A 16,723-nucleotide genomic window follows, 5' to 3' on the forward strand; every position below is an offset into this window, starting at 1 on the left:
TTCAGGAGAGGGAAGCGCCACAGCGTAGGCGCATGCATTGCGTGAACATTGCGTTACCTCATGTGGGGCTCTCTAGAATCACCCGCCTGTCCGGCCTCTCCCCATCCCCCCATGAGAATCCTGCTTGTCGAAGACGAAGCCGACCTGGCGCAGGCGCTCGCGTCGGCGCTGCGCCAGAACCAGGCGGTGGTCGATGTGGCGAGCTCGCTGCGCGCGGCCGAGGAGGCCGCGCTCGGCGCGCCCTACGACGTGGTCGTGCTCGACCGCGGCCTGCCCGACGGCGACGGCCTCTCGCTCGTCGCGTTCCTCGCGCAGAACCACATCGCCTGCGCCGTGCTCGTGCTCACCGCCATGACCGACGTGGCCGAGCGCGTGCTGAGCCTGGATGGCGGCGCCGACGACTACCTGGCCAAGCCCTTCTCGATGGACGAGCTGCTGGCCCGCGTGCGCGCGCTGGCACGCCGCCCCGCGGTGCGCGCCAACTTCATCATGACGCTCGGGCAGCTGCGCTTCGACCACCACACGCGCCAGGCCCATGTGGGCGAGGCCTGCCTCACGCTGCCGCGGCGCGAGCTGCTGGTGCTCGAGACGCTGCTCGAACACCGCGGCCGCACCGTGCTGCGCGAGGCGCTGCAAGACCGCGTGTACGGCCACAAGGACGACATCCAGTCGAACGCGCTCGACACGCACGTCTCGCGCCTGCGCTCCAAGCTCGACAAGGCCGGCGCGCAGGTCGAGATCCATGCGATCCGCGGTGTGGGCTACCTGATGTGCGCGCCGCAGTCGGCATGAGCCTTAGCCTGCTTTCGCTGCGCTGGCGGCTGATCTGGAGCCTGATCCTCTTGCAGGTGGTGGTCGGCCTGCTGGTGATGGGCGGCTTCCTCGGGCTGGCGTGGGCGTTGGGCCGCGTGGTCGACGAGACCGGCCACGAGACGGTGGCCGCCATCCAGCGCGCCTTGATGCGCGGCGCCGATGGCCAGCTGGTGGTCGAGCCCACGAGCGCGCTGCGGCGGCTGCAGAAGGCCGACCCGCAGTTCTGGTTCATCGTGCGCGACCCGCGCGGCGTGCAACTGCGCCACGGCGAGGTGCCGCCCGCCTACCTGCGGCTGCTCGATGCACTCGACGACACCGAGCGCGTGGCCATCGACCCCGAGAGCGACGGCACCCGCCCCAAGGCCCGCTTCGAGCGCATCGAATCGCGCGCCGGCCCGGTGGCCGTGATGGCGCAGACCGGCGGCCCGCTCACGGTGGAGAACACGCTCAAGGGCACCGGCATCGCCTTCCTGTTCCTGGTGGCGCCGATGGCGCTCGTCACCTGCCTGGGCGTGATCCTGGCGACGCCGTTCGTCGTGAAGCGCGGCCTGAAGGGCGTGGTGGCCACGGCGGAGCATGCCGAGGGCATCGACGTGCACGAGCGCACCACGCGCCTGCCGCTGGCCAACGTGGCCAGCGAGATCCGTCCGCTGGTCAACGCGGTCAACCGCGCCTTCGACCGGCTCAACGAAGGCTACGACCGGCAGGAGCGCTTCCTGGCCGACGCCGCGCACGAGCTGCGCACGCCGATCACCACGCTGCAGATCCACCTCGAAGGCCTGCCCAACGACCCGCTGAAGATGAAGCTCATGCAGGCCTCGGCGCGGCTGGCCACGCTGGCTGAGCAGCTGCTCGACCTGCAGCGCCTGGACCACGGCCTGTCGCTGGACCAGCAGGTGGAGCTGAAGTCGCTGTGCGAGCGCGTGGCGGCCGACATCGCGCCGCTCGCGATCCGCAGCCGCTGCACGCTGTCGGTCGATGCGCCGCAGCCGCTCACGGTGCGCGGCGATGCGCCCTCGCTGGAACGCGCGCTCACCAACCTGATCCAGAACGCCATCGAGCACGGCGGGCCGGGCTGCGACATCCAGGTGCGGCTGTGCGAGCCCTCGTGCATCGAGGTGCGCGACTCGGGCCCCGGCATTCCCGAGGCCGACCGCGAGCGCGTGGTGGCGCCGTTCCACCGGCTCGTGCCGCGCGGGCGCGGCGCCGGGCTGGGCCTGCACCTCGTGGCCGAGGTGGCGCGGCTGCACCGCGGCCAGCTGAGCATCGGATCGAGCGAATCGGGCGGCGCGAAGATGCGGCTCGAACTGATGAGCCTCGAGGCCTGAAGAAGAGCCGCCCACCATGAACGCCATCGACCGGCTGCCCGAACCCACGAACCTCGCCGGCGCGCAGGCGCTGATCGCGCGCGTGCAGGCGATGCTCGATGCCGAAGGGGTGGCGATGCGCGCGCCGCCGCCGGAGCCGACCACCTGCTGCGGGCGCGGCTGCAATGGGTGCGTGTGGGAAGGGTGGCTGGCGGCGGTGGCCTATTGGCGGGATGAGGCGTCGCTGCTGCTGGATTGAGGAGGCGTCTCGTCGGTCGCGGAAACCGAAGGGGCTGAGTCGGACCTCATGTCGCTGTAGGGCGCTGGAATCTCCAGCGCTTGCGCGCCCGGCAGGCGTCGGACAAAGAGGTTGGTTGCCACGAGGTAGCGTGCCACGGTGCTGCGCAGATCGGTCGACTCGTACAGCGACTCGGTCCACCAGCGTTCGGTGAACATCACCTTGTAGGCAGAGCCTTCCTTCAGTAGGTAGTAGGAGCTGTCGCCGCCGACTCGCTCGGTCTTGATCTTGCCTTCGTACCAAGCAGTGGCCATCGCGTGGTCCACCACTGCCTCGGCGTCGACCGTGAACACTGCCCGGATATCTTCCGGCGTGAAGTCGTCGAAGAATGCCCTGCTGCCTTCTCTGCCGTAGGCCGTGCGGGCCAACTCAAACTCATCGTCGTGCAGCAGGGCATTGAGCTGTGCCAGGCGATCCGGCGGTTGCACCACCCGATGGGGCGTGATCAAGGGCGGCGTGGCGAGGCTGGTGACATAGAACGGCTCGGTTCCCGCTTCCTGGTTGGCGGACAACGCCAGGTGCCAGCGCTCCTGTGCCTTGCGCGGCATGTTGCGCGATGCCGTCACGGTGCCGGCATAGTGCACGTGGCGTTCGCCTGTGCCGGTGAGCGTCGATGAAACGCAGTCGGCGGGGTCCGCGTCCCACGCCCAATCGTTCACCGACCAACTGCCATCTTCCTTGTCGTTCACCGTCTGGGCGGTCAGGCGAGCAAAGACTTGGGGCGGTGGCTCCGCGGGTTGATCGCCCACCGACGCCGGCACCGTGGCATCCACGCGAAACGCCAGGGGTTCGCCGATGCGAAAGCGCTCGTCGCGACGGACATCGATCGCGTTCAGGGCCTGGCGCGGTGGCACCGCAGTTCGGAAAAAGCCGTAGGCGGTCGACAGTGTCAGCACGGTGAAGACCGGAAACACCGGCAGCCCCACGAGCAGCCACAGCAGGTTCCAACCGCCCTCCAGCGACCAGCGCAGTGCGTTGAAACCGAAGGCGGCAAAGAAGGCCAGCACCGCCAGCGCGACCAGCGAACCCAGCCAGTCGGTGATGCTGGTTCGTGAAGGGGCATTTGAAGGCGGCGGTGCCGGAGACGTCCACGCCGTGTCATGCCGCTGCACGATGCGCGGCAGGCCGATCACGCGCGGATCGGGCAGCGGCGTCCAGAAGCTGTCGTCCTGCGCGGCCAGCGCGATCGTGCGGATGCCATCGCGGTGTTCAAGCTGCAGCGCTGCCTGCGCGACGCCGTCATGCGCCGTGTCATCGAAGCGCTGAGGACGCGCATCGGGCACGCGGTGGTAGCGGCGCTTCTCGACATCGACGATCAATGCGTCTTCACCCGCCGATGCCGCGTGAAAGCGCTCGTCAGAAGACGCAAGGCTTTCCGACATCGGCAGCGCCAGAACCCGCGCAAGGACATCGAGGTAGGAGTGAGGGCGAGACATGCGTCCGAATCTAGCCGGCGATCCCGAGCGCCGCAGCCGCCAGCTTCGCCACCTCCAGCGTGCTCCCGGGTGCCTCGCCGTCTTCCAGCATCCACACCGACGACAGCCCCGCCCAAGCCAGCACCCACTGCAGCAGTCGGCGCCGCTCGATGCCCGTGGCCTCCGCGATGACCTCGATGCGACGCGCAAAGCGCCCCGGCACCAGCGCGCTCTCGCCATCCGGGTTGCACAGGATGTTCGCGTGGTCGAAGCCGCGCTCGCCGTGCAGGCCCTTGGGGTCGATGGCGAGCCAACCGGCAGGGCCGAAGTCGAGCACGTTGCCGTGGTGGATGTCGCCATGCAGCACGACCCCATCGCGCGGCGCGGCCAGCAGTGCGCGTGCGGTGCGTGCGCTGTGGTCGAAGACGCCGCCGTGCGTGGCCGCGCCGGCCCACAGCGATTCGAACCAGCGAGAGAGCGGCACCAGCGTCGGGGGCGGCGGCGTCTTGCGCGGGGCATGCAGGCGCGCGGCGGCGGCGCACAGGATGCGCGTGGCCTCGTCGTCGCGACCGCCGTGAACCATCTGCGCGAGCGAGGCCGTGCCTTGCGCGCGCACCATCAGCAGGGCTTCGCCGTCATGGGCCAGCACGGGCGCGGCGCCGTCGCCGTTCCACCAGGCCATCAGCAAGCTGCCCGCCTGTTCCTCGGCCTCGTGCGACACCTTGAGCATGGCCGCCACGCCCTGCTGGCGCACGGGCAGCAGCGTGCCGCTCAGCGAGGTGAAGGCCTCGCCGTCGGGCGTGAGCTGCCAACGTGCCAGGTAAGGCGCGAACACGCCGTGCGGGACCACTAGCGCGATTCCCAGAACCCCCGGTGCGTGGCGATCATCTCGTCGGCCACCTCGGGCACGGGGCCGATCACCTCGACGAGCTTCTGTCCGCGCGCGAAGACCTCGCGGCAGGGCAGGCTCAGCGTCGGGTTCTCGGGGTGGTCGCCGGTGAGGGCGAGCAGCGCGGATTCTTCCGCGCCGTACACGATGCGCCCGATGTTGGCCCAGTAGCTCGTGCCCGCGCACATGGCGCAGGGCTCGAAGGTGGTCACCAGCGTGCACTGCCACAGGTACTCGGGCGGCCAGTTCTGCGCGGCGTGGCGCGCGAGCGTGGCCTCCGCGTGGTGCACCGTGTCGATGTTGCCCTGCTCGGCGAGAACGGTCTCGCCGTCGGGTGCGACGAGCACGGCGCCGAAGGGGTGGCGGCCCATGGCCATGGCGCGTCGCGCCACGGCGTCGGCGCGACGCAGCGCGCGGGTGATCTGTTCGGGGGTCATGCCCCCATTATTTATGCGTTCTGCGAGCCGCGGTGTGCCCAGCCGGTGGTGTGCTTCTCGATGAGGCTGAACAGCTCATACATGATCATCGCCATCGCGCCCACCACCATCAGGCCCGCGAAGGCCAGGCCCATCTGCATGGCCGAGCCGGCCGAGATCAGCAGGTAGCCGATGCCCTCGTTGGCGGCGGTCATCTCCGACACCGTGGTACCGACGAAGGCCAGCGTGATCGCCACCTTCAGCGAGCCGAAGAAGTAGGGCATGGAGCGCGGCAGGCCGATCTTGACGAGCACGTCCCAGCGCTTGGCGCCCAGCACGCGCAGCACGTCTTCCAGCTCGGGTTCGAGCGTGGCCAGGCCCGTCGCGATGTTCACCATGATCGGGAAGAAGCTGATCAGGAAGGCCGTGAGGATCGCCGGCCCGATACCGATGCCGAACCACACGACCAGGATCGGCACGAAGGCCGCCTTGGGTAGCGCGTTGAAGGCCGTCATGAGCGGGTAGATCGCCGCATAGGCCAGGCGCGAGCTGCCGATCACGAAGCCCAGCAGCACGCCCACCACGATCGCCAGGCCGAAGCCCGCCATCGTGACCCAGAAGGTGCGCCAGGCGTGGCCCGCGATGATTTCCTTGAACTCCCAGAACTGCTCCCAGATGCGCAGCGGGCTCGGAAAGATGAAGTCCGACACGCCGAAGCCCGCGCAGATCACCTGCCACAGCAGGAGCACCGCAACGAGCAGCAGCCACGGCGACCAGCGCTCGAGTTGTTTGCTGTTTTTCATTGCCACCTCCTCAGTGCGCTGCCGCCGCCGCGGCGGTGGGGGTGGTGGCGTTGCCGCGGATGGCGCCGATGTGGCCGCGCAGTTCGAGCACGATGTCGGTGAACTCCTTGGTGTAGGTCAGCTCCAGCTCGCGCGGGCGCGGCAGGTCGATCTCGCGCTTCACCACGAAGCGTCCGGGGCTCTTGCTCATCACGTACACCGTGTCGGCCAGGAACACCGACTCGCGCAGGTCGTGCGTGACCAGGATCACGTTGAACTGCTGCTCGGTCCAGAGGTCGCGCAGGATGCACCATAGCTCTTCGCGCGTGAATGCGTCGAGCGCGCCGAAGGGCTCGTCCAGCAGCAGCATCTTGGGCTCGTGGATGAGCGCGCGGCAGATGCTCGCGCGCTGCTGCATGCCGCCCGAGAGCTGCCACGGGAACTTGTCCTCGTAGCCGCCCAGGCCCACCTTCTGCAGCAGGCGGCGGGCGCGCTCTTCGTATTCCTTGCGTTTCGCCTTGAAGTTCGAGCGGTAGGGCTCGACGATTTCCAGCGGCAGCAGCACGTTGTCGACCGTGGTGCGCCACGGCAGCAGCGAGGGCGCCTGGAAGGCCATGCCCGAGATCTTCAGCGGCCCGGTCACGGGCTGGCCGTCGATGCGGATCTTGCCCATCGAGGGCATCTTCAGCCCCGTGGTGAGCTTCATGAAAGTCGACTTGCCGCAGCCCGAGGGGCCGACGATGGCGATGAACTCGCCGCGCGTCACCTTCAGGTCGATGGCCTCGACCGCGAAGTGGTTGGCGCGCAGCAGCTCTTCGTTGTAGGCGAGCCAGACGTCCTGGAAATCGACGAAGGGGGCGGCTGCGTCGGGTGTCGTTGCGCCGGCCGCCATCACTTGCGCAGGATTCCGCTGAGCTCGGCCGCGGGCGGGAGCATGGCCGCGGTCCACACGGCGTCGGGGCTCACGCGCGTCTTGGTGTTGAAGGCGTCCGAGACCTGCGAGGCCATGAGCGACATGCGGCCCGCGTTGACGGCGCCGAAGCCGTCGGTGCGCGCGTCGGCGCTGTTGATGACGGTGTCGATCGCCAGCTGCAGGCGGCGCGTCTCGAGCTTGCTGTCGATGATGCCGTCGCGCGCCTTCACCGACTCGATGCCCAGGGCCGGGTTGGCGATGACTTCCTTGGCGCCCTTGGCGAAGGCCGAGAGGAACTTCTTCACCGCCGCCGGGTTGTCCTTGAGCAGCTTGGGCGAGGCGATGATGACGTTGCCGTACAGCTTCACGCCGTAGTCGGGGTAGGGCAGGATCACCACGTCGGCCGCCTTGGCGCCGCGCGCTTCCAGGTTGAGCAGCGAGGTGAACGTGAAGCCCGTGATGGCGTCGATGTCGCCGCGCACCAGCATGGTCTCGCGCAGCGTCGGGTCCATGGCGGTCCAGTTCACGGCGCCGATGTTGTTGGCCTTGGCGAAGATCGGGAACGCGCGGCGGCCCGCGTCGAACACCGGTGCGCCGAGCTTCTTGCCGGCGAGGTCGGCCGGCTTGGTGATGCCGCTCTTCTTGAGCGCCATGACCGAGGCCGGCGTGTTGTTGTAGACCATCATCACGGCCACCGGCTTGTTCGGGCTGTCGGGGTTGTTGGCGTGGAACTCCATCAGCGCCGCGAGGTCGGCAAAGCCCATGTCGTAGGCGCCCGAGGCCACGCGCGTCACGGTGCCGCCCGAGCCGTTGCCGGCGTCGATGGTCACGTCCAGGCCGGCGGCCTTGAAGTAGCCCTTGGCCGCGGGGTGCAGGAACAGCGCGGCCGGTCCTTCGAAACGCCAGTCGAGCTGGAACTTGATCGGCGTCGGGCTCTGGGCCATGGCCGAAGACAGGCCGAAGCTGAGGGCCGAGGCGGCGAGGAAGGACTGGATCAGTTGACGCTTGTTCATGCGGGTTCCGTGAAGGTGAATGCTTCGGCATTCAAGCAAAAACGGTGCCCGCACGCGATTGGTGCGAACCCTTCCGGTGAATCACCAAGGTGCGCGGCCCGCCCAGGGCGTGTGCGGCGTGCACCGCGCCTGGGAATCCGGGCCGTGGACCGCCGTCAGAGCGCGGCGCCGATCTTGCGCAGCTCGGCAATCTGCGGCGCCTTGGGCAGCCAGACCTTGTCGAACTCGGCGATGACCGGCGCGGGGTTGTAGTTGCTGGCGCTCTTGATCGCGATGCCGCTGGCCTTGAACTTGTCGATGAGGCCCAGCTCGGTGGTCACGATGTCCTTGATCTGCGCGTCGAGCTGCTGCTTCACGAGGTCGGTGATGAGCGCCTTGTCTTTCGCGTCGAGCGTCTGCCAGATGCGGCCCGACACCAGCGGGGCGAAGGGCATGAACAGCGCGTTCATCGGCAGCAGGGTTTTCGAGACGCGGTCGAAGCGCTGGTTCCACGAGAACTCGATGTCGGCTTCGAGCCCGTCGACCTGGCCGTTGGACATCGCGTCGAACACGCCCGGCGTGGGAATGGGCGTGGGCGCGGCGCCCAGCAGCTGGTAGAAGTCGCGGTACACCGGCGTGGGGTTGATGCGCAGCTTCATGCCCTTCAGGTCGGTGGGCGAGGCGATGTCCTTGGTGGCGAACACCACGCGCATGCCGGTGATGCCCCAGCCCAGGCCGATGGTGCCGGTCTCGCGCGGCAGCACGTCGAGCAGCTTGAGCGCCGCGGGCGTGCGCACGAGCGAGGCGACGTTGGTGGTCGAACGCACGAGGTAGGGCGCGTTGATGGCCGCCACGCTCGCCACGCGCGAGCCGAGCTCGGCGGCTTGAATCCAGCCCATGTCGAGCGCGCCCGACTGCAGCTGCTGCATCATGGCCGACTCGTTGCCGAGCTGGCCCGAGTGGAACACCGTGGCGCTCAGGCGGCCGTCGGTGGCCTTCTTCAGCGCCTCGCCGAAGCTCACTGCGGCGCGGTTCCACGAGTGGCCCGCGGGCGTGATGAGGCCCAGGCGGAATTCCTTGGCGGCGGCGGCACGCGACACGGTGCCGAAGAGGGCGGTCGACGCGGCGGCGGTGCCGGCGGCGGCCTGGACGAACTGGCGGCGGGAGAGGGCCATGCGAAGCTCCTGTGGGGTGAGGTAAAGGGACGCGAGAGAGAGATCGGTTCAGCGCTTACTTGATGAGCGCCAGCGAAAGACTCGGGAACAGCGACAGCAGCACCAGCGCCACGCAGCAGATCAGGAAGAAGGGCAGCGTGACGATGAACATCTTTCCGGGCTTGGCCCCGGTCACCGCCGACGCCACGAAGAAGCTCAGCCCCACCGGCGGCGTCATCAGCCCGAGCACGAGGTTGATGACCACCACCACGCCGAAGTGGCGCGGGTCGATGCCGTAGATCTCCGTCGCGATGGGCAGCAGGATCGGCACGGTCATGATGAGCCCGGGAATGCCGTCGATCACGGTGCCGATCACCAGCAGGATCACGTTCACCAGCAGCAGGAAGGCGATCGGGTCCTTGGCCACGGTCTGTATCCATGCGGCCGTGGCCTGCGGCACCTTGCCGTAGATCAGCAGCCACGAGAACACCGCGGCGGCCGCCACCAGGAAGAGCACCACCGCCGAGTAGATCGCCGACTTCAGCAGGATCTGCGGAATCATCGCGAAGCGGAATTCCTTGGTCACGTAGCGCCCCACCAGCACCGCGGCCACCGCGCCCACGGCTGCCGATTCGGTGGGGTTGGCCAGGCCGCCGAGGATCGAGCCGACGATCACGATCGGAATGAGCAGCGTCGGGCAGGCCGTGAGGATCGTGTGCAGCCGCTGGCGGGCGGTGCGCTTCTCGGTGCGCGGGTAGTTGTAGATCACGCCCATGCCGGCGATCACGATGAAGAACAGCACCGTGAGGATCACGCCGGGGATGATCCCGGCGATGAGCATGTCGCCCACCGCCACCTGCGCGAGCACGCTGTACACCACGAACATCACCGAGGGCGGAATGATCGGGCCGAGCATGCCGCCGTACACCGTGATGCCGGCCGCGAAGGTCTTGTCGTAGCCCTGCTTCTCCATCTCGGGCACCATGATCTGGCTCATGATCGCCACCTGCGCGGTGGCCGAGCCGATGATCGAGGACACCAGCATGTTCGCCAGGATGTTCACGTAGGCCAGGCCGCCCTTCACCGAGCCGATGAAGGCCAGCGCGAGGTCGACGAGCCGGCGCGTGATGCCGCCGCCGTTCATGATCTCGCCGATGAGGATGAACAGCGGAATCGCAATGAGGCTGTAGCTGTCGACGCCGCCGAACATCTGCACCGGGAACGACTGGAACAGCACCGTGTCGCCCGAGTTGAGGATGTAGACGATGCCCGACAGGCACAGGCAAGCACCGATCGGCACGCCGACCAGCATGATCAGCAGGAAGAAGGCAGAGGTCAGCATTTCAGTTCACGGCGTCCGCGTTGGCGACATGGAACTCGTCGTGCGTGCGCTTGGGCTGCAGGCCGAGGTCTTCGAAGAGGTTGGCCAGCGCATGCACGCTGAGGGTGAGCGCGAAGATCGGCAGGATGAGCTGCACCACCCACGTCGGCCAGTCGAGTGTCTGTGTGCGCTCGGTGTAGAGGAAGTTGAAGCTCTCGGCCGCGAATTCCTTCGCGTCGAAGCCGTGGCGCACGATGCCGGCCGGGTCCATCCACAGCCAGCACATCGCGAGCAGGGCCAGCCCGAGCAGCAGCACGCCGCCCGAGGCACTGGCCTTGGCGATGCGCGCGGCCCGGGTGCCGAGCTTGTCGGTGAGCAGCGTCACCGCAAAGTCCAGCCGCAGCCGCGTCATCGCCGACGCACCGAAGAAGGTGAGCCAGACCACGCAGTACACCGAGGCCTCGTCCACCCAGTAGAGCGGAAAGCCGCCGTAGCGCGTGACCACGTTCAGCAGCACCAGCACGATGAGCAGGCCCATCAGGCTGCTGAGCAGGTGGCGCTCGCAGCGCAGGACGAAGTCCGACGCGTCGAGCACGCGGCGGGACAGGCCACCGCTTTCTTTCAAGGCGTTTTCTTGCATGGTGTTCTGGGCCTTGCGGTGCGTCGTGCGCGCGGCGATTACATGACCGACTGGTACTGCGCGGGCCGCGTGGCCAGCGCCTTGGCGACGACCTTCTCGATGAAGGCGCGCTCCTCGCCGATGAGCGGCAGGCGCGGGCGGCGCATGTGCTCGGTGCCCACGCCGACCAGCAGGTCGATGAGCTTGAGGTTCTGCACCAGCTTGGTCGACACGTCCAGGTGCAGCATCGGCGTCATCCACTGGTACAGCTTCAGGGCTTCGGCAAACTTGCCGGCCTTCATCAGGTCGTACAGCGCCACCGTCTCGCGCGGGAAGGCGCAGCCCACACCAGCCAGCAGGCCGTCGCAGCCCAGCGCCAGGCCTTCGTAGGCCAGGTCGTCCACGCCCAGGAACAGCTGGTAGCGGTCGCCCACGGTGTTGCGCAGGTCGGTGATGCGGCGGATGTCGTCGGTGCTTTCCTTGATGGCGGCGATCCACTCGCAGTCGGCCAGCTCGACCATGTGCTGGGGCTTGAGGTCCACGCGGTAGGCCACCGGGTTGTTGTAGACCATGATGGGTTTCTGGGCCGCGTTGGCGATGGTGCGCACGTTGAGCATGGCTTCGCGCGCGTCGGCCACGTAGATCACCGAAGGCATGACCATGTAGCCGGCCACGCCCAGCTTGTTGGCGCCGTCCACGTAGCGCAGGGCTTCGCGGGTGCTGGTCTCCGACACGTTGGCCAGCACGGGGATGCGGCCGTCGGCGGCTTCCAGGGCGATCTTCGCCACCTGCAGCTTTTCTTCCAGCGTCAGCGTGCTGGCTTCGCCCAGCGAACCGCAGGTGACGAGGCCGTGGATGCCGTTGCGGATCTGGAAGTCGATGTGGCGGGCGGTGCCCTCGGCGTCGATGCTTTCGTCGGCGTGGAACTTGGTGGTGATGGCGGGGAAGATGCCTTGCCAGCGGGGATTGCTCATGGGTGTGTACCTCGAAAAAAAGAAGAAAAGGGCGCTGCGGACAGCGGTCGAAACCAGGGCTTGAGGGCTTGGTTTTTAAATATATTAGTAAGATATGAGAAATATCTGCTCAGGGTATTAGCAGATTGCATGCCAGCCGAAATGGTGGTTGGAGGCTTCTGGAAAGGGCGCTCGGGCGCCCGGAAGCACCGCCTTGGCGCACCCTGCGCCTCACGATGCAGCGGACGAAAAAAAGCCCCGCAGCGGTGAACGCGGCGGGGCGAGCGGCTTGCGCCGGCGTGGTGTGGCTACGTCAGCGCGGCCGTCGCACCGAAGCCCAGCCAGTACGGATCGCCCACGCGCTTGCCCACGCTGCTGGCGGCGTCGCGCACCGTGGCGCCGAAGCGTTCCACGAGCGCTTCCGACAGCTGCTCCGCGGGCAGCGCGATGCCGAAGGCGTAGGTCTGGCGCGTGGCGGGGTCGAGCACCGCCGACGAGATGCCCGCCACGTTGGTCACGTACTCGCCGCGCGACAGGGCCCAGCCCGTGTCGCGGATCACGGCCAGGCGCGCGAGCAGGTCCTTGCGCGTCTTCGGGGCGTGGCCGCGGCCCTGGTCGAGCTTGGTGCCGATCAGGGCGCCCACTTCGTCGTCGTCCAGGCGGGCCAGCAGCGCGCGGCCCATGGCGCTGGAGTAGGCGGGGGCGCGGCTGCCCGGCGGCGTGTAGATCTGCAGCGCGCCGGTGCCGGTGCGCATCTGGATCACGAGCGTGTCGGCGCCATCGAGCACGTTGATGTAGCCCGTGCAGCCGGTCTCGCGCACCAGCGCGTCGAGTGCTTCTTCGACCAGCGAGGCCGTGTTGCGCGAGGCGCGGAAGTGGTACGAGGCTTCCATGATCACGCCGCCCGGGCGGTAGGCGCGCGTGGCCGCGTCGCGGTCCAGGAAGCCGTAGCCGGCCATCATGCTCAGCGTGCGGGAGGCCGAGCTCTTGGGCAGGCCCAGCTCGGTCACGACGTCCGTCACCGTGATGTCGCGGCGCAGCCGCGCGATCAGCTTCAGGACGTCCATGGCGTTGGCAAGGGTGCTCATCGTGTTCGGTGGGTTGGGGTGGGAATCATAGGTTCGGCGCCGGTGCGTCTTTTCGGCCGACCCGGGTGAACGCCCGCTTGACAGCCGAAAGTACGGTTTTATCATTAAGTTCAAGTTTATTGGACATGGTTCCAAAATATGGAACTAACAAGGAATGACCATGCACCATGAAGTGACCGCCGTCGCGCCGCTGGAAGACAAGGGCGCCGGGCAAACCGCGCCGCCGCCGGCCGCGCTGCATCCCAAGGCGCTCGCGCCCGCCAACCTGATCCTCACGGTGGTGCTGAGCGTGTTCGGCGCCATCGTCGGCATCCAGATGCTGGCCAGCCTGGGCATCACGCCGAGCACCTCGCTGATCGGCGCGCTCGCGGCCATGACCTTGGCGCGCGTGCCGCTGGCCATGTTCCGGGGCTTTCGCTCGGTGCATGCGCAGAACCTGGCGCAGACGAGCATCTCGTCGGCCACCTTCGGCGCGGCCAACAGCCTGTTCCTGCCGATCGGCATTCCCTTCCTGTTCGGCCTGCCGCAGATGGTGGTGCCGATGCTCATCGGCGTGAGCCTGGCGATGCTGCTCGACGCCTGGCTGCTCTACCGCATGTTCGACACGCCCGCCTTCCCGGCCAAGAACCCGTGGCCGCTGGGCATCGCCGCGGCCGAGGCGATCAAGGCGGGCGACGGCGGCGGCAAGCAGGCCTGGCTGCTGCTGGGCGGGCTGGCCACCGGCGTGGCGGGCGCGGTGTTCAAGCTGCCGATGTCGGCCTTCGGCGTGGCGCTGATCGGCGGGCTGGGCGCCATGACCGCCTTCGGCATCGGGTTGCTGGTGCGCGGCTACTCGGCGCCGCTGTTCGGCTTCGACATCGGCACGCGCTACGTGCCGCACGGGATGATGATCGGCGCCGGCCTCGTCGCGCTGGTGCAGGTGGCGCGCGTGGTGCTCAGGAAGCACGAGCGTGCGGCCGGCGGTCCCGGCGTGACGACAGAGGCGCTGGCCGATGCGCGCGGCGCCAGCGTGCTCGGCCGCTCGCTCAAGCTGGGCGGCGCGGGCTACCTCGCGATCATGGTGCTGCTGTGCGCGGGCACCGGCATCTACACCGGCATGTCGCCCGGCATGCTGGCCTTGTTCATCGTGTACGGCACCTTCGCGGCCTTCGTGCACGAACTCATCGTGGGCATCGCGGCCATGCACTCGGGCTGGTTTCCGGCCTTCGCGGTGGCGCTGATCTCGCTGCTGCTGGGCATCCTGATCGGCTTTCCGCCCGAGGCGCTGGTGGTGCTGGCCGGCTTCTCGGCCGCCACCGGCCCGGCCTTTGCCGACATGGGCTACGACCTCAAGGCCGGCCACCTGCTGCGCGGCGAGGCCTCGGGCTCGGCCTTCGAACTCGAGGGCCGGCGCGAACAGATGATCGCCGGCATGGTCGGCTTCGGCGTGGCGATCGTGGTGGTCGCCTGCGCCTACCCGCTGTTCTTTGCCAACCACCAGACCGCGCCGATCAACGCCGCCTACGTGGCCGCGATCAAGGCCGGCATCTCGGGCGAGACGGCGCGCAACCTCGCGCTGTGGGCCGTGCCCGGCGCGCTGCTGCAGCTGGCGGGTGGGCCGCGCCAGCAACTCGGTGTGCTGTTCGCCACCGGCCTGCTCATCGCCAGCCCGATGGCCGGCTGGATGGTCGCGGCCGGCATCGCCTGCCGGCTCGCGGTGCATGCCGTGCTCGGCGCCGCCGCGCGCGAACGGCTCGAGGTGTTCGCCGGCGGCGTCATCGCGGGCGACGCGCTCTACAGCTTCTTCTCGGGCGCGGTGAAGAGCCTGCGCAAGTAGTTCTCCTTCTTTCCTTTCATCACACACACACAGGAATCGAATCCATGAAACGCAATCTGACCAGCGACGACGTCCACGCGGCCATCTGGGGCGGCGCCATCCTCGGCGGCGGGGGCGGCGGGCTCATCGCGGCCGGCGAGCGCGCCGCGCGGCTGGCGTTGCAGGTCGGCACGCCGCAGCTGTGGAGCGTCGACGAGTTCGACGAGGCCGCGCTCACCGCCACCATGGCTTTGGTCGGTGCGCCGGCCGCGCCCGATCCGCACGTGCAGCCGGCGCACCTGCTGCGCACGCTGGAGCTGCTGCGGCGCGAGCTGCCGGCGGGCCAGAAGCTGGTCGCGCTGCATGCCAACGAGAACGGCGCCGAGACCACGGTCAACGGCTGGTTCCATGCCGCCATGACCGGCCTGCCCGTGATCGACCTCGCGTGCAACGGCCGCGCTCACCCCTCGAGCGTGATGGGCGCGCTGGGCCTGCACACCGAGCCCGACTACCTCTCGGTGCAGGCCTACGCGGGCGGCGAGCCGCACCGCTATGTCGAAGGCGTGGTGTCGGGCCGGCTCGAGCAGACCTCGGCCGTGGTGCGCCGCGCCTCGGTGGAGGCGGGCGGCCTCGTGGCCGTGGCGCGCAACCCCGTGACCGTGGGCTACGCACGCCAGCACGGCGCGCCGGGCGCCATCAGCCACGCCATCGCGCTGGGCCAGGCCTTCCTGGACGGCGGCGTCGATGCCGTGGCCCGTTCGCTCGACGGCCGCCTCGTCGCCGAGGGCACGGTGCGCAGCTACCGCTGCGAGCAGCAGGAAGGGCTGGACGTCGGCGTGGTCGAACTCGACGACGCGGCCGGCACCACGCTGCGCTTCATCAACGAGTACATGCTGCTGGCGCAGGGCGGCGAGCGCATCGCGCGCTTCCCCGACCTGATCATGACCTTCTCGGACGACGGCCAGCCCGTGGTGTCGGCCCATGTGCGCCAGGGCGCGCGGCTGCGCGTGCTGGTGGCGCCGCGCGCGCGGCTGCTGCTGTCGCGCACCATGTTCATGCCCGAGCTGTACCGCCCGCTCGAGAAGTCGCTGGGCGAAGCATTCGCGCCGGCCTGAACGGAGAAACCACATGGCACTGCGCATCCGCTGGATCCGGGCCGTCGGCAACGACACCTACAACGCGCGCTTCGCGCAAGAGTTCGCCGAGGTGAAGAACCCCGGCACCGAGGTCGAGGTGGTGTCGCTGCGCAACGCGTCGGTTTGCCACCACGTCGAGTACCAGAGCTACGAGGCGCTGCTGGGCGGCGACATCGTGCGCGCCGTGCGCGACACCGCGCAGCAGGGCTTCGACGCCGTGGTGGTCGGCTGCTTCTACGACCCGGTGCTGGTCGAGGCGCGCGAGATTTCCGGCCAGACGGTGGTGGTCGCGCCCTGCCAGACCTCGTTCGAGGTCGCGTCCAACTTGGCGCAGAAGGTGTCGGTGATCGTGGGGCGCCGCAAGTGGGTGCCGCGCATCGAGGCGCGCGTGCGCGAGTACGGCCATGCGCACCTGATCGCCTCGTTCCGCGCGCTGGAACTCGGCGTGGAAGACTTCCAGCGCGACCGCGACGAAACCGTGCGCCGCATGATCGCGCAGGGCCGCCGCGCCATCGACGAGGACGGCGCCGAGGCGCTCATCCTGGGCTGCACGCTCGAGTTCGGCTTCTACCGCCAGCTGCAGGACGCGCTGGGCGTGCCCGTCATCGATTCGGCGCTGGCTGCCTTCAAGCGCGCCGAGGCGCTGGCCGACATGAAACAGCGTTTCGATTGGAAGCCCAGCCGCGTCGGCGGCTGCGAGCCGCCGCCCGAAGACAAGGAGCTGCTGGCCTGGAATGTGTTCGACCCGGCCGACGTGCCCGTGGTGTCCCGCGTGCGCGCCTGAGCATTGCGCCATAAAAAACGCCCCGCCGCGGAGACCGCGACGGGGCGT

At 68.6% G+C, this 16,723-nt stretch carries 17 protein-coding genes; 6 read left to right on the forward strand and 11 right to left on the reverse strand.

The window, feature by feature from the left end; genetic code table 11:
* Positions 1 to 111 precede the first annotated feature (111 nt).
* The 3 genes from AC1RGU_RS11705 to AC1RGU_RS11715 are packed head-to-tail and all read left to right on the forward strand — an operon-like array spanning position 112 to position 2,379.
* Positions 112 to 792, forward strand: coding sequence for a response regulator (locus AC1RGU_RS11705; protein ID WP_062473345.1), 681 nt, complete (start codon positions 112 to 114; stop codon positions 790 to 792).
* The gene (locus tag AC1RGU_RS11710) at positions 789 to 2,141 is read left to right on the forward strand and encodes a sensor histidine kinase (protein WP_492699900.1); all 1,353 of its coding nucleotides are present in this window, start codon (positions 789 to 791) and stop codon (positions 2,139 to 2,141) included. The genes AC1RGU_RS11705 and AC1RGU_RS11710 overlap by 4 nt, the downstream gene beginning before the upstream one ends.
* Before the next feature lie 16 nt (positions 2,142 to 2,157).
* A complete protein-coding gene (locus AC1RGU_RS11715) occupies positions 2,158 to 2,379 on the forward strand; it encodes an oxidoreductase-like domain-containing protein (RefSeq protein WP_307588791.1) in 222 nt (73 codons plus the stop codon).
* Here AC1RGU_RS11715 and AC1RGU_RS11720 read toward each other — a convergent pair.
* From AC1RGU_RS11720 to AC1RGU_RS11770, 11 genes are all read right to left on the reverse strand, one after another.
* Positions 2,343 to 3,854 (reverse strand): hypothetical protein, encoded by a 1,512-nt coding sequence (locus AC1RGU_RS11720; RefSeq protein WP_492699898.1) that lies wholly within the window; start codon positions 3,852 to 3,854, stop codon positions 2,343 to 2,345. The genes AC1RGU_RS11715 and AC1RGU_RS11720 overlap by 37 nt on opposite strands.
* 10 nt (positions 3,855 to 3,864) lie before the next feature.
* Positions 3,865 to 4,683, reverse strand: a complete 819-nt coding sequence (locus tag AC1RGU_RS11725; RefSeq protein WP_492740795.1) for an aminoglycoside phosphotransferase family protein — start codon at positions 4,681 to 4,683, stop codon at positions 3,865 to 3,867.
* Positions 4,683 to 5,159 carry a nucleoside deaminase gene (locus AC1RGU_RS11730; RefSeq protein ID WP_492699894.1) on the reverse strand — a complete coding sequence of 159 codons (477 nt, stop codon included), beginning with the start codon at positions 5,157 to 5,159 and terminating at the stop codon, positions 4,683 to 4,685. The genes AC1RGU_RS11725 and AC1RGU_RS11730 overlap by 1 nt, the downstream gene beginning before the upstream one ends.
* A gap of 11 nt (positions 5,160 to 5,170) precedes the next feature.
* Positions 5,171 to 5,941 carry an ABC transporter permease gene (locus tag AC1RGU_RS11735; protein WP_070062385.1) on the reverse strand — a complete coding sequence of 257 codons (771 nt, stop codon included), beginning with the start codon at positions 5,939 to 5,941 and terminating at the stop codon, positions 5,171 to 5,173.
* Between the two features lie 10 nt (positions 5,942 to 5,951).
* A complete protein-coding gene (locus AC1RGU_RS11740) occupies positions 5,952 to 6,812 on the reverse strand; it encodes an ABC transporter ATP-binding protein (RefSeq protein ID WP_307694710.1) in 861 nt (286 codons plus the stop codon).
* Positions 6,812 to 7,846, reverse strand: coding sequence for an ABC transporter substrate-binding protein (locus tag AC1RGU_RS11745; RefSeq protein ID WP_062473355.1), 1,035 nt, complete (start codon positions 7,844 to 7,846; stop codon positions 6,812 to 6,814). Before AC1RGU_RS11745 ends, AC1RGU_RS11740 begins: the two co-directional genes overlap by 1 nt.
* 155 nt (positions 7,847 to 8,001) lie before the next feature.
* Entirely contained in the window at positions 8,002 to 9,000 is a 999-nt protein-coding gene (locus AC1RGU_RS11750) for a TRAP transporter substrate-binding protein (RefSeq protein ID WP_095950866.1), read from the reverse strand.
* Positions 9,001 to 9,055: 55 nt separating this feature from the next.
* Positions 9,056 to 10,321 carry a TRAP transporter large permease gene (locus AC1RGU_RS11755; RefSeq protein ID WP_062473357.1) on the reverse strand — a complete coding sequence of 422 codons (1,266 nt, stop codon included), beginning with the start codon at positions 10,319 to 10,321 and terminating at the stop codon, positions 9,056 to 9,058.
* Position 10,322: 1 nt separating this feature from the next.
* A complete protein-coding gene (locus AC1RGU_RS11760) occupies positions 10,323 to 10,940 on the reverse strand; it encodes a TRAP transporter small permease (RefSeq protein WP_492699891.1) in 618 nt (205 codons plus the stop codon).
* Positions 10,941 to 10,978: 38 nt separating this feature from the next.
* Positions 10,979 to 11,893 (reverse strand): dihydrodipicolinate synthase family protein, encoded by a 915-nt coding sequence (locus AC1RGU_RS11765; RefSeq protein WP_062473360.1) that lies wholly within the window; start codon positions 11,891 to 11,893, stop codon positions 10,979 to 10,981.
* Between the two features lie 287 nt (positions 11,894 to 12,180).
* On the reverse strand, positions 12,181 to 12,960 hold the full coding sequence (locus AC1RGU_RS11770) for an IclR family transcriptional regulator (RefSeq protein ID WP_492699889.1): 780 nt from the start codon (positions 12,958 to 12,960) through the stop codon (positions 12,181 to 12,183).
* A 160-nt stretch (positions 12,961 to 13,120) separates the two neighbouring features.
* Between AC1RGU_RS11770 and AC1RGU_RS11775 the strand changes: the two genes are divergently transcribed.
* From AC1RGU_RS11775 to AC1RGU_RS11785, 3 genes are read left to right on the forward strand one after another with little or no spacing between them, the layout of a single operon-like run.
* Positions 13,121 to 14,776 carry an OPT/YSL family transporter gene (locus AC1RGU_RS11775; protein WP_492699887.1) on the forward strand — a complete coding sequence of 552 codons (1,656 nt, stop codon included), beginning with the start codon at positions 13,121 to 13,123 and terminating at the stop codon, positions 14,774 to 14,776.
* A gap of 44 nt (positions 14,777 to 14,820) precedes the next feature.
* A complete protein-coding gene (locus AC1RGU_RS11780; RefSeq protein WP_492699885.1) occupies positions 14,821 to 15,870 on the forward strand; it encodes an S-methyl thiohydantoin desulfurase domain-containing protein in 1,050 nt (349 codons plus the stop codon).
* 13 nt (positions 15,871 to 15,883) lie between these two features.
* Positions 15,884 to 16,675 carry an aspartate/glutamate racemase family protein gene (locus tag AC1RGU_RS11785; RefSeq protein ID WP_492699883.1) on the forward strand — a complete coding sequence of 264 codons (792 nt, stop codon included), beginning with the start codon at positions 15,884 to 15,886 and terminating at the stop codon, positions 16,673 to 16,675.
* The last annotated feature ends 48 nt before the right edge of the window (positions 16,676 to 16,723 follow it).

Source organism: Variovorax sp. GW823-FHT02B07, assembly GCF_058797695.1.